At 52.7% G+C, this 13,571-nt stretch carries 8 protein-coding genes; all 8 read right to left on the reverse strand.

Features of this window, described 5'->3' with window-relative positions; genetic code table 11:
• Positions 1–94 precede the first annotated feature (94 nt).
• The 8 genes from N7326_RS01790 to N7326_RS01825 all read right to left on the reverse strand — a co-directional run bounded on the left by N7326_RS01790 (position 95) and on the right by N7326_RS01825 (position 13,529).
• The gene (locus N7326_RS01790) at positions 95–3,517 is read right to left on the reverse strand and encodes a hypothetical protein (protein WP_263088055.1); all 3,423 of its coding nucleotides are present in this window, start codon (positions 3,515–3,517) and stop codon (positions 95–97) included.
• Positions 3,518–3,584: 67 nt separating this feature from the next.
• Entirely contained in the window at positions 3,585–7,100 is a 3,516-nt protein-coding gene (gene smc / locus N7326_RS01795; protein WP_263088056.1) for a chromosome segregation protein SMC, read from the reverse strand.
• 1,179 nt (positions 7,101–8,279) lie between these two features.
• On the reverse strand, positions 8,280–9,740 hold the full coding sequence (locus tag N7326_RS01800) for an alanine/glycine:cation symporter family protein (RefSeq protein WP_259076251.1): 1,461 nt from the start codon (positions 9,738–9,740) through the stop codon (positions 8,280–8,282).
• 265 nt (positions 9,741–10,005) lie between these two features.
• On the reverse strand, positions 10,006–10,317 hold the full coding sequence (locus N7326_RS01805; protein WP_259076248.1) for a hypothetical protein: 312 nt from the start codon (positions 10,315–10,317) through the stop codon (positions 10,006–10,008).
• 240 nt (positions 10,318–10,557) lie between these two features.
• Entirely contained in the window at positions 10,558–11,430 is an 873-nt protein-coding gene (gene mutM / locus N7326_RS01810; protein ID WP_259157648.1) for a bifunctional DNA-formamidopyrimidine glycosylase/DNA-(apurinic or apyrimidinic site) lyase, read from the reverse strand.
• On the reverse strand, positions 11,409–12,188 hold the full coding sequence (rnc, locus tag N7326_RS01815) for a ribonuclease III (protein WP_259076243.1): 780 nt from the start codon (positions 12,186–12,188) through the stop codon (positions 11,409–11,411). Before rnc ends, mutM begins: the two co-directional genes overlap by 22 nt.
• Positions 12,185–12,718 carry a YceD family protein gene (locus tag N7326_RS01820; RefSeq protein ID WP_259076240.1) on the reverse strand — a complete coding sequence of 178 codons (534 nt, stop codon included), beginning with the start codon at positions 12,716–12,718 and terminating at the stop codon, positions 12,185–12,187. The genes rnc and N7326_RS01820 overlap by 4 nt, the downstream gene beginning before the upstream one ends.
• 100 nt (positions 12,719–12,818) lie before the next feature.
• Positions 12,819–13,529: a DivIVA domain-containing protein gene (locus N7326_RS01825; RefSeq protein WP_259076238.1), complete on the reverse strand. Its 711-nt coding sequence runs from the start codon at positions 13,527–13,529 to the stop codon at positions 12,819–12,821.
• Between the last annotated feature and the right edge of the window lie 42 nt (positions 13,530–13,571).

Below are 13,571 nucleotides of genomic sequence, written 5' to 3' on the forward strand. Positions count from 1 at the left end.
GCAAATTTAGAGGCTTTTCACACCTTGAACCGCGCCATGCATCAACTCTTATTGCCTAATAAAGTGTGGCCGCTCATGTGGCGGCCACACTTTATTAGGCAATTCCGGGTTTCGATAGAGCTAAAACTATCGCCTCTGCTGAGACCAGATCGCTGGTCACTAGATCGGGGACTATATCGGCCATGCGCGCCCACCCATCGGTGGCCGCATCAAGAGTTTTATTTGACGTAATGAGTCCGTGTGCCGATAACCTTGAAGCCAAAGCTAATACGAAAGAAACCACTGGGCTCAGCGCCCATAAATGTTCTTGATTATTGGTATCTACTCCATCGAGCTTATCGAAGCGGATCCGAGCAAGGGCGTAAACAGTCTTGTTGGTGCTGCGTAGTGTTCGCAAGATGGTCACGGCGGCGGCGATAAGCTTTTCACCAGCGAGCAGTTGGTTCAGCTCTGTGCGCTTATTAAAGGTTTCGAACACTGCCAGTAACCGTGAGCCGTCGTCTAAGACTGCGCCCGGGACAATATGAGCGTCGTCGAAAAGTTGCTGCAAAATTGCCCGCTGTTGCGCTGGGTCAAGACCCGCAATCATCACTGTAGAGCGATCAATGCAGGCAGAGTCAAGAGTCTGATCACGCCCGGTCTTTAGAATTTCCACGACATTCTCGCCCGCCACTGCTTGTAATTCGCGGTAGAGCTGCCGAGCGGCGCTCCGCTGCTCGGCTGTAATCCCCTCGGTTCCATAAAGGTTCGAGAGAGTACCCATCAGCTCGAGCGCCCCGATCCAAGCAGCGCGATGATGGGATTCATCGGATCCGGCGCTTTTATCGAAGATGCTTCGCACAAGGCCGGTTTCGATAAAGCGCCCTGGTTGCTGTTCAGAGGTAACGAGTGAGTGTGCCAAACCACGGATAGCGGCATTCGGTTGCGCACTAAACACAGTGCGCACCGCCTTGCGGAGTTCCCCCCGACGCCCCCCAGTTGCCAATATATCCCACAGTACTGGCATCACTGCTGCTTGGGTGGGAACCTGATCGGTTTCCCCCGAGAGGAAAGCACTCAGAGTCCCCAGTCCGCCGTCTAATTCCCCATAGAAACCCTGTTGCTCAAGGGTTTGAGCTTGCGGCCCTGGTGCCACCGGGGTGCGGAGGGCTGTAAAAGGATCGCGGCGATTAACCTGCACGATAAGGTTGCCAGATCCGATATAGCGCACCGGTAATTCAGCTCTACCCTCACTGAATTCCAGACGCTCGGCTGGCTCCCACGGCGCAGTTTCTGGCCAGACCCACACCCCCCAGTAGGGGCCCAATGCATCGGAGGTGATCGTGGAGCCGTCCAGTTTTATATGAGGTAGGTCTGCGATTTCGCTATCAGCTAATACCACCGAGATACGACGGTCGGTTGCGGGATCAGTCCATTCTAGATTGACTCGACCCGTAGGAAGCATGTGGGTGGCCCCGACAATCTTCGACATATGCGCTGTATAGGTATAACCACCGTCGGTGGTGGCCATAGTCGTGGTTTTAACCGGCTGTCCGTGACGGTTGATTACGGAGATCTTGGGATCGTTCATAGAGCGCGTACCGCGCACTCGAATCTCTCCCGCGAGATCGATATGGTGCGGGTGCACGGACATCCGTGATGCTCGCCACATCGCGGGTTCGATAATGGTGGGGAGTTCAAAGATGAGCCGCGGAGGCGAAAATCTCAGCGGGAGAGCGTCGCCCTCGTCGGTACTTATGACGAAGTCTGATCCTGGGTCAAGCGGCCCCACGGCAGGATGAGCCGGCTGCACCTCGAAGGATTTGTCACCAGGCTTAATGATGAGAGTTGCTTCTGAGAGACCTCCTTGGGACGGTATCCTGAAGGAGCCGCAGCCTCCTTGGAAAGTGCTGCGAGCTAAGGCTCCCTCCACTATGGCGAATTCATGGCGAAAGGATTCATTACGTGGTCCTCGAAGTCGCACCAGATATTCACCGACCCAGGGTGCGTCGTACAATTCTGGATCAAAGACCTCAAAAACGCCTCCTTCAGCGGGAACTTCCAAAGGCTCTGGTTGGGTGACTTCCTCACCTTGAGTTCCCGCGCCGGAAAACGAGGCAATAGAGAGGTACCACATCTCGCTGACACCGGAGCTAGTGGGTGGAAATTCTGCTAGCAGACTGGTGGAATGGACGCGCAGACCAGTCATCGTAAAAATATCGGGCAAGGCGTCATCGGGTGTCGAAAAGCTCACACGCTGCCGGGGGTCAATGGAACGAGCGCGTTTTAAATCGGCGTGGGTACCAGGCGCCACCGCGTCGATCGCTTGGGACTCGGCAAGGTCCACGTTATGGCAGGTCCACCCACTCCAGCCTTCGATAGCAAAGGACGCAGAAATAACATTGTGCGCGCCGGTGACAGGATCGATAAGCTTATAATCCTCTGGCACCAGAGCTCGCAGTTTCATATGGTGCAAGGATCGTTTATCGGTTACTGTGCCGCCGCGTTTATTAAAAAGGAGTATGGGGTCAGCAGCATCAACCACCGGCACATTCCACGTGATTGAGTTAGCTAAATCTTCGACGGTTACTTCACGAACGGGTTTGGGCAAGCTGATATCGAGTGGATCGGAATACCCTGTGACATCTCCCCACGAACGGCCTGTGCGATAAACCGTGGTGGAACCATCGATACTCACTCGCCAAGTGATCTCGCCCGAATCTGGCACTTTTTGTTCTGGCAGCCGCAGCAGCACCTTTTTGCGCCTAGCATCAAGAATAAGGCGTGGTCGCATCTCGCGATTAGCCACCCCTACGGCAGCCAATCTGTCTACGGTGCCCACTGGACGCTCTCGGAGTTCTGCTATAACCGCTTCCCTGATCGAAGTCACCAAAGATGTTCTCACGCCCTCATCTTCCCGATCCACCCACGAGTGTGGGTGCGCGAGGGCGAATTCGCGCACCGTAAGAACTCCGTCAAGGATTCGCTGGGCAAGCTCGGGGGCATGGGCAGAAAAACGAGAAAAATATGGAGGTAGCTTGTCTGGATTGCTATCGAGGGCTTCCAGCAAGAGAGGAACTTCCGTGTTGATCAGTCCAGCATGAAAGCAGAGGGTAGAGATGGGATCGGTATCAAATGTTGCTAGACCTCTACGCTTCAACGCGGCTTCTAGATCATCCTCGAGGAATTTCTCTAGCTCAGAAACTGTCTGCTGGGTGATATCAAGGCCCACACCGTTGAGGTATTCGTGGATAAAATTATCTGCATCAACGAGTTTCTGGGCACGTTGCACCAAGGTAATCAGCGCTGTGGATTCACTGATCTCTAGCAGCGCCTTGAGCGTTGAGCCTGCTGTGATCTGACGACTGAGGAAGATTCCGTATAATTTTTTGACCTTTTCCAGTTCGTCAGTTGCGAGATCGAGATCAGCAACCAAGGTTGCCGCATCGAGGTCGGCGGTGAGCTCGACGTCGTGTTGCGATGCCCATCCGAGGAGGGAGTCAGTGGGATCGGCAATAGGTTGAACCTCAGCGGGCATAGAGAGTTGCGTCCTTTCTCTTTTTAAAAAAGCAGAGTTTACCATGTTCTAAATGAAACCTAAGCGCTCATAAGGAGCTGGGGTTTTTATGTGTTCTCACTGGGTTCATTCGCTGCGAAATGACCTTGGTTACACCATCTCCGCGCATGGTCACACCATAGAGCACATTAGCTATATCCATAGTAGGTTTTTGGTGAGTAATGACGATCAGCTGTGAGTCTTCTCTAAGTTGTTCAAAGAGCGCTATCAGGCGACGCAGGTTGACATCATCGAGCGCGGCCTCCACCTCATCCATTACATAAAACGGGGAGGGTCGCGCTTTAAAAATAGCGACCAGTATTGCCAAAGCTGTGAGAGATTTCTCCCCGCCAGATAATAGGGAGAGTCGTTTGACTCTCTTTCCTGGTGGTCGCGCTTCAACCTCTATGCCGGTTGTCAGAATATGTTCGGGGTCGGTGAGAAAAAGCCTCCCCTCACCTCCGGGGAAGAGAGTAGCAAACACTCGGGGGAATTCTCGCTCGACATCATGCCAGGCATCGGTCAGCAGTTGCAGGATCTTGTGATTGACATCTTTAATCACAGTCTCTAAGTCTTTTCGAGCTTTCTCCACGTCGTTAAGCTGAGAGGACAAAAAATTATAGCGCTCTTCTAAAGCTTTATATTCTTCTAGGGCCAAGGGGTTGACCTTGCCCAGAGCACTCAGATCCTGCTGGGCCTGGGCGAGCTTGGCAGTGGCCGACTGAGCATCGAAATCTTCAGGAATATGGTGGGTGGTAAGCAAATCGTCGATCGCCATACCCATTTGTTCGGCTACTTGGCGCTCAGTCTCCTTCAGGCGCACTGCTTCCTCGCTGTAGGCGAGTTCAGCGCTATGGGCCCGAGCACTTTTATCCTTAAGTTCACGGTCTAAGTTATTTACTGCTTTCTTGAGCTGATCACGTATAAGTTTCTTCCTTGCTAGATCTGCTTGGCAGTGTGCTCGCTCATCAGCGGCTTTTTCTAAGGCTGCATCGAGGCGCTGATTAATAGTGGAAGCTAAGAAGGACACCGTGCTCGCTAGGTCTGCTTTGGCCTTGCGGTGGGCTTGAGTGCGTTCATGGCGTATCTTGTGTTCGCGCTCGTTGCGGGCTTGACGCTCAAGCGATTCCACTCGCTCTCTTTTACTCTGAAAGGCATCTTGCAGGGAGCGAAGCTGGAGGAGGGCTTCAACCTCCATCGCCTTGACCTGGGCGAGCGCAGATTGGCTTTGATCGCGGCGCTCGAGCATGGGGCTGAGATCAGGTGTTTGATCAATCTCCCCGACCAGTGCGAGACGGTCTCGAGTGACGGTGATAGCCTCTTCACAATCAGCGAGGCTGAGCTCGGCCTTTTTCCGCTGTTGCCCGTGTGTTTCCATCGCTAGCAGGATTTTCTCTTTTTTGGCCTTGTAATTATCTGCGCTTTGCTCCATTTCTCGAACGTGAGCGAGACTATCGCGAAAGTGGGCAATAAGACGAGCATGCTCGACGCGTCGCCCATCGGCACTTAAGCGCGCGCCTTCAAGAGTGCCCACTAGTTCGTTGAGCTCAGCCTGATAGGTATCTCTTTCGGCCAAGGCTTGCTCAATGACGCTATGGACTTCTATGGCTTTCGGGGCGCTCCGATGACCGAAGATTATCCACCCCTCCCCTACCATTTCGCCATCTACGGTCACCGCTCTGAGGCGAGGTTCCTGGGCGACTAGCATGTGCGCCTGTTTCAGGTCATTGACACACACGACATCGGCCAGAAGTCTGCTTACACTAGCTCGGAATTCCTCTGCGACGGTGATATCGTCTAGCAACCACGAGGCCCCGCCGGACAGGGATATATCAAGGTGCCAGGATAGTTGCTGAGGTTGTTCGAGCATTATTGTGGTGCGCTCGATAGCCTCGTTATGTGATCCTTCAAGTGCTGCGATGATATCGGGAGCTGATGGTAAACCACCGGCGAGACTTTCTTGGTACAAGCCGAGGGCTACCCCGAGAGCTTTTTCCTTGCCGGGTTTCACCTGAATGAATTCTGCCAAGGTCTGTAGTCCCTCGCGATCAGGTGCTATAACCGAAAGGGCTTCTACGGGCGCTGTGGGCAGGGTATCTCGTAACGTGCCCACGCGAGAGTCCAAAGCTGCAATCTTCTTCTCTACAAAGCGTTGTTTAAGACGCAAGTCATCGAGCCTCTGCTCTGCATCAACTAGTTCCTGTTCGGCCTGGCGGTGAGCTTCTTCTCGCAGTTCGCATTCGTCTCGCGCCACGAGTAACTGGTCAGATATTTCCTTGAGAGCGCTGACAACCTCATCCAGTTGCGCTGCATAATCAGTGTTTAGTTCCACGATACGAGCATGCTCAGCACGAGCTGCTTCTAGAGCGGTACGCTGCGATTGCTCTTGGGCTTGAAGTCTGACAATCCCCTCGCGACGATCCGCCTGCGCCTGCACATGGCGGTAGTATTCGTGCTCGGCCTCGCGGGCTTGGTCTTCTTTATCGACTACTTCCTCGCGAATGGATTCGAGAGTGTCGGTAGCGATGTTGATCTTCTCATCAGCAATCTCGCATTCGATTGCCATCTCATTCGCCCGTCTACTCAATTCCTCTGGGTCCCGTCCCGAATAAGGGGCGGGTTGAAAAGAATGTTGCCGATCATTGGCAATGCGCGCAGTGGCTGTAGCTTGCTCTTTTAACCTGGTGAATTGAAACCACATCTCTTGGGCGCGGCGGGCGGCTTCTTCTGCTTGTGCATTTTCCTCTTCGATAATTGTCAAGCGCTGGCGTTCCTCGCCAAGCGTGTTGCTAATAGCGGCTACTTCTGCAGCCGCTATCTGATGGGCATGCGCACTCGTTTCCAGTGCGCGCCTTCGGCTGCGGATGTGGTACACGCCGAGATCAAGGCGAGTCTGCCGGACCTCTGCCTGGACAGTCCGGGCGCGTTGCGCAGTCGCGGCCTGACGGGCTAGAGGTTTGAGCTGCTTTTTCAACTCGTCTGTGAGGTCCTGGAGGCGGTCCAGGTTTGCCTGCATATGGACTATTTTTCGCTCTGCTTTTTCTTTGCGTCGTCGGTATTTCAGCACGCCTGCAGCTTCCTCAATATAGGAGCGACGATCTTCTGGTTTGGAATCCAGAATTTGAGCTAGCCTTCCTTGGCCCACCACCACATGCATTTCTCGCCCGATACCGGAATCGCTGAGAAGTTCCTGAATATCCATGAGACGGGCCTTTGAACCATTGATCTCGTACTCACTAGCTCCGTCTCTAAACATTCGGCGGGTGATAGATACCTCGGAGTAGGCTATATCCAGTGCGCCGTCAGAGTTGTCAATGCTCAGCGTCACTTCAGCTCGACCTAAGGGTTTACGATCACCTGCTCCGGCAAAGATGACATCGTCCATCTTCGCCCCACGCAGAGTCTTCGCACCCTGCTCACCCATCACCCAGACAAGGGCATCGACGACATTGGATTTTCCGGAGCCATTAGGGCCAACTACTGCACATATACCGGGTTCGAATTTCAGAGTTGTTGCAGACGCGAAGGACTTAAACCCCTTAAGAGTCAGTGACTTTAAATGCACGGTAGCCATTCCTTAGTATCAGACGCATCTAGCACCTTGATTGTATTAGCTCCTCATTCAAACCATTGAATCTGAAGGGGACAAAAAAGTGCCAAGCATTTTCTTACCCTAGGTAAGTGGGTAGTATATCTGCAGCGTGGTGGCAGGGAGCTTTCTGAGTATAAATCTAGACTCCTAGTCGTGCCACGGAGATATGGGCTGTTTACGCGACCGCAATATCCTAACTAGGAGCTAAAATCATGGTGAATGCTTGTGCGCGATTCTCATTTACCGACCTCCCATTTCATCGGACCCTTGGATACTACTTCCCTTGGCATACGATAAAACGTTAGCCCAAACAGTAAAAACGATGAGCGATCAACTATGAGATGCCAACAGAAGGACAGACTATGAAGAAGAAATCATCTCGTACAAGACCTTGGTTCTTCCGGCCGGAGATCGGGCTGGAGGCTAAGTTGATACCATCAATGAACTGTCGCTCGATTTTTTAAGACTCACCGTTTTGTACCCAGGCTACCCATCTATTCCACAGCAACCTCATCGACTCTGCAGGCGCTCAGCAATATGAGCGGTGCTATAACTGTTGTGGGTTCACTTATGCGATAGGTAAGAATTTGGGTTGAGCAGTCACCATAGAACTATTGAGCGTCCGCTTCTGTACGGTGCTCATGGGCACACATAAGGATTAGTGTGAATCAGCTCGGGTGTGAGTAGTTCTTCGTCGCAATCCGGGTCGAGACAGAAACCCAGCCCGCCCTATCTCTGTCGAGGCGGGTAGAACTACTAGTAGGGATTTAGCGCCGCCTTAATGGTCTAAGGTCGCTATATTCTGAGCAGTTTTCTAGTGAACGTCGAGAACGCGTGCAGCTAGCTATACGCGATGAGGAATCGCCTCAGTGCCTACTGGCAACCCGGGGCTGTATTGTCGGAAGCACAATTTGCTCGGTCGACGCGAACGTATTCACTTGGACCTATGCCTGCAGTAGCTCACGGTCGCATCCATCGGATCTTACAACCACTCCCTTGGCAGTCCAGAGGATCCGTCGACTAATGAGATTTGTTATTTATGTCGTTCATACAGGGGATATGAAACCGATATCAGACGTTGATAATTCTGGTCGGGTTTGACTGACCATCGAAGAAACCGCACCAGCGCGTGGCCGGTGCGGTAAGTCATGACTAGAAGCTGGTGACTACTTTGCCAGCCCGTCGCGTGCAGGCGTCAGAGCCATCCCACGCTTCGATATTTCTAAGCTCGGGCAGCATATCGCGGTGGAAAATTGGATCGAGGCCTTTGGCCTTTTGTTGGGTGTAGTTCTTCAACAACTTCACAGCTACTCCACCCAGTGGGACAATAGCTACTAGGTTAATAAGCACCATCAACGCGGCGAAAGTATCGCCGAGTGCCCACACCAGTGGAACAGATCCGATTGAGCCGAAGAAGACGAAGCACATAACCGCCACCCGGAAAATATTGAGTGCCGGCTTCGACTGAGTGAAGTATTCCAAATTGGCTTGGGCCAGATAGTAGTTTCCAATGACCGAAGAGAAGGCGAGGAAGAAGAGGATCAAGGTGACAAAGTGAATGCCAATGCTACCAATCTCATTAGCCAAGGAGGCTTGGGTCAGTGCTGCGCCTTCAACTTCCCCGCTAATCGTGGGGTTACCAAGCAAAATGATGAAGGCGGTAATCGAACACACCAAGAGGGTATCGAAGTAGACGCCGAGCGTTTGAACGAGACCTTGCTTGACTGGGTGGGAAACAGTGGCGGTGGCCGCGGCGTTTGGAGCGGAACCTTGTCCCGCCTCATTGGAGAAAAGACCGCGACGCATACCATTCATGAAGGCTGCACCCACAGTCGCACCGGCAATCTCGCGGAAGCCCAGGGCATGCAGGACGATATTCTCAACCATTGCGGGAACTTCGGAGATATTGATGAGCACAACCACTATGCCTACCGTCAAGTACAACAGCGCCATAAATGGCACAACCACCTGGGTAAAGTTGGCGATGCGCTTGACTCCGCCAAAGATGATGAGACCTGTAAGTATAGCCAGGACCAAACCAATACCACCTTTGAAGATGGTCGAGTCTGTTTCAAAGGAAGTAGAGAGAGCTTCGGCAATGGAATTGGACTGAATGGCATTGTAGACAAAACCAAAGGTGAAGGTGATGGCCACTGCGAAGATCATAGCCAACCACCGCATATTGAGACCTCGAGTGAGGTAGTAGGCTGGGCCACCGCGGTAGGTGCCATCGCCTTCTCGCTCTTTCCAAAGCTGTGCGAGAGTTGCTTCTACAAAGGCGGTAGCGCCGCCTAGTAATGCGATAATCCACATCCAGAAGACTGCACCCGGACCGCCGAGGGTGATAGCGACGGCAACACCAGCGACGTTGCCGGTACCCACCCGGGAAGCAGCCGAGATCGTGAAGGCCTTAAACGAGGAAATGCCTTCAGCGTCGGCTCGGGTTTCGCCTCCTTTGTCGACGACCGCTCGGAACATCTCCGGCAGCATCCGAAGCTGCACCACGATGGTTGCTATTGCAAAATAAAGCCCAGCGGCGATCAGGAGGTAAGGAATAACTTTCCAGATATTATTGTTGACCGATTCGGTTACGAATGATTCGAAGGTTCCCATGCGAGTTACCTTACAGCCGCAAGAGAACTACGTCCGCATCACAACTAAAAACTGAGAAAATTTGAGTGACTTTAGGCCCTATTATCCGAGAAAAAAGCCACATAAACTGCGAAAATTTTAATTCTTGCTGGCATTGATGAATGACAGATAGCGGCATGGATACCCCCCGCTATTAGCCCCTCTACTAACGATCTGAACCTACTAAATAACAGGTAAAGGGCTGTAGATATGAGAGTAGATCGCTTGTTTTTGGGCATTCCGGTGCTTAAGATTTAGCGATAGCCTTTCCTTTTGGCCCCTGCACCTGAGGATACTCGGGGGAAGGGTGGGCTGTCACCGAGGACCAAAGATGAGATGCTGCTGCAATAAACGCGGAAATCGCAATGAGAATAGCCCCAGTTCCTAAAACAAGAGTACCGACCCTTCTGGAATCGCTTGGCTGACTAAGACTGCTTGCTGAAGCTCCCGGCTGATCGATGGTATCTGAAGTGCCCATCTCGGTTGCGTTCACATGAGCGGTGCTGAACATGCACGCACTCAAAGCTATTGCGAGGATGCGTTTGCTAACTGTGCTCATGATACTAACTCCAATCTTTTATATTCACGTTACTTTGAATATTTAAAGCAAACAAAACGAGAAGGTTGCGCACCGAGAAACCCTTGAAAATATCCACGAAGATGATCACGATACAAGATATTAGGGATCCCCGCACAAGAAACGGACCTGGCCAACGGCACGCCTAGTTGAGAAGGCTCCGCCCTAGCTCTCAAGGTATGTGCACCTCATCCCAGATCGGCGTACCGAACAGCTTCGTTTTTAGTGCCGGCGCTGGCAGTTGGGACACAGGTGGCTGGATCTCCCTGCTACGTGTAGTCGGATAAGAACCTGACCACAGCGCTGGCAAGGCAGGCCGGTTTGACCGTAGGCGTGGAGAGATCGCGAAAAATACCCTGATTGACCGTTCACATTCACATACTGGGAATCGAAACTGGTCCCGCCCTCTCGAAGCGCACTCGTCATTACGTCGCGCCCTGCTTGAAGAAGCTCGATAATGCGTTTGATAGACAGTCTGGATGCGCGCTGCTGCGGGTGTACGCGGGCCCGCCACAGCATCTCGTCGGCATATATATTGCCGATACCGGAGACAATTTCTTGGTTGAGCAAGATACGCTTAATCTCAATATCTTTGTGCTTGATTCGGGCGGCTATCGTGTCGAGGTCGACGCACTTTTCCATAAGGTCAGGGGCAATATGGCGAATTCGGGCTGGGACCTCACGGCCGTGCACCATCTCAAGAGTGCTAATATCCCAATATCCAAATGTGCGCTGATCGACAAACCAGAGTTCGGAGTTATCGCTGAAGAGAACGCGGATACGTAGATGCGTGTGCGTGGGCACACCTTGAGGTTCGTTGTTCTTGACGAGCATTTGTCCGCTCATACCCAAGTGCACTATGACAGTGGTCTTAAGCGGTTGGTTTGCATTCTCAAGGCTGAGCCAGAGGAATTTTCCGCGTCGGTTTACCGCGGAGATGCGGCGACCAATAAGGGCTGCCTGCAGCTGCGCTTCCCCACCGGCTATATGTCGGATAGCCCGCGAGTGGTAGGCCTTAAGTTCGAGAATATTTTTGCCCGTTATATGCTCGTTGAGCCCCTGACGTACAACTTCTACTTCTGGGAGTTCCGGCATAAAAGAAGCTCGTTTCGCGCTGCGGTATCGTTGAGAATATCCAAAGCGTTATGAGCAGCCTGCTGTTCAGCCTGCTTTTTATTGCGCCCTTGGCCCGTTCCGATAATCCGCCCGAAAACCTTAACAACAACAGTAAAAAGTTGGTCGTGCTCAGGGCCTTCGCTGGTGGACTGGTAATCAGCCATCGGCAGTTTATATTCGGCAAGCCGCTCCTGCAATGTAGTTTTCCAATCTTGGTGGAGTCCGACCGCAGTTGCACGCGCGATCTTCTCAGCGAAGAGCCGCCATACCACCCCACGCGCGGTATAAAAATCATGCGCGAGGTAGATAGCTCCTAGTAAAGCCTCCATAGTATCGGCCAAAATGGAGTCTTTATTACGCCCATCCGTATGCAGTTCACCCTTTCCAAGGAGGACATAGGCGCCAAGATTAATGTCGCGAGCAATATCGGCGAGGCCATAGCGAGAAACGATGCTGGCTCGCATTTTGGATAAGTCACTTTCGGGACGAGAAGAATACATATCGTATAGCTTCTCAGCAACTGACAGGCTCAGCACTGCGTCGCCCAGATATTCTAGGCGCTCATTATTGGCGAGATGGCCGTTTTCGTTGGCGAATGAGCGATGCGAGAGCGCTAGTTTAAAGAGCTCCTCGGGAATGTCGACGCCAAGCGCCGAGGTCAGGGGCTCCAGATCGAGAGCATTAAACGCTGCGTCGAGGGCAAGGTCCCCGCTCAATCGGGTTGATTTCCTACTCACAGGAATTTCTCCAAGCCTGCCCAGCGCGGATCGGCCTTGATGGGGCCATCGGCCAGACCGTCTGGCTCCGGTACGTTTTCAGTATCACACTCATCGGCGCACTGCGGGTTAAAGGGAAGGGTGATGCCTGCTTCGTCGATGACGGCTTGCAGGATATCGACATAATCATCGGTGAGGACTTCAATGTCATCATCGTCTCCATCAGCGTCTTCTCCCCCGATAAAATCATCGCTGAGTGCATAGACTTGCGTGATGCGGATTCGTGCGTCGGGATTCAGGGAGCTTAAGCAGCGTACGCATTGACCATTAAGGGTGGCGTTTACTGTCGCGTCAACCATGATGCCCTCGCCGAGTGAACTGATGGTGGCTTCGACGGTGACCTCAGTGCCTTTATCGATGGCGATCATGGCCGGGCCAATACGCTCGGGACTTGGCCCGGTTTGGGTGGTAAAGGTGGTTTCGCCGGTGCGAAGCACTTCCGACAGGTTGAAAATAAATGGCGATTGCGCGCTATTTTTTACGGTATTCATCGCTTTGAAACTCTACTCCCTTTTTATTCTTCTAGCAGCCTAAGGCTTCCAACAGAAGTAAAAGCCCCGAGTGCTTACTCGGGGCCTAGGGTTTCAGTAACTACTTGCTATAACGGGCGCCACCCGAAGCTCCGGCACCGCTACGCAGTGCGCTGCGATCTTTGGAAACAACCCGCAGCGTAGCGGAGAGAGCCTCTTCGAATTCAGCTAATTTTGAATCCACGAACTGATCACATTCAGTTCGCAGGCGGTTCGAATCAGCGTGTGCGGCGTCGACGATGCGGTGGGCTTCTTCATTAGCACGGCGTACCACTTCGGATTCGCTGACAAGCCGCTGCTGCTCAGCAAGCCCCTCGTCGATGCTGCGCTGGTATTGGTCGTTACCGGAGTCAATGAGGCGCTTGGCTTCAATCCCCGCGCGCTCAACGGTGCTCTCAGCTTCTCGACGGCTCGATTCTAAAAGCGCGTCAGCTTCATCCTGGGCGCGCGCCACAGTGGCATGAGCCCTGTTTTCCGCATCGGCCAGCATAGCTTCAGAGTCGCTTTGAGCATGACTCATCATCGAATGAGCTTCTTCACGGGCATCGTCTACTAAATTCTGAGCCTCAATCTGAGCCTGTCCAATGATCTCATCTTTTTGGTCGATGACGTCTTGGGCATCGTCTATTTCTATCGGTAGCGCATTGCGTAAATCATCGAGAAGCGCAAGCATCTCGTTGCGAGGCACCATGCAGTTGGCGGTCATGGGCACCCCGTAAGCTTGTTCAACGTTACGGACTAGTTCATCAAGGGATTGGAAGACGCGGTACATAGTTCCAAGCATACCTGCACAAAAGCGAGATGCGCTGTCTGC

Origin of the sequence: Corynebacterium sp. ES2794-CONJ1 (assembly GCF_025660615.1) — a bacterium.
In the GTDB taxonomy this organism is placed as follows: domain Bacteria; phylum Actinomycetota; class Actinomycetes; order Mycobacteriales; family Mycobacteriaceae; genus Corynebacterium.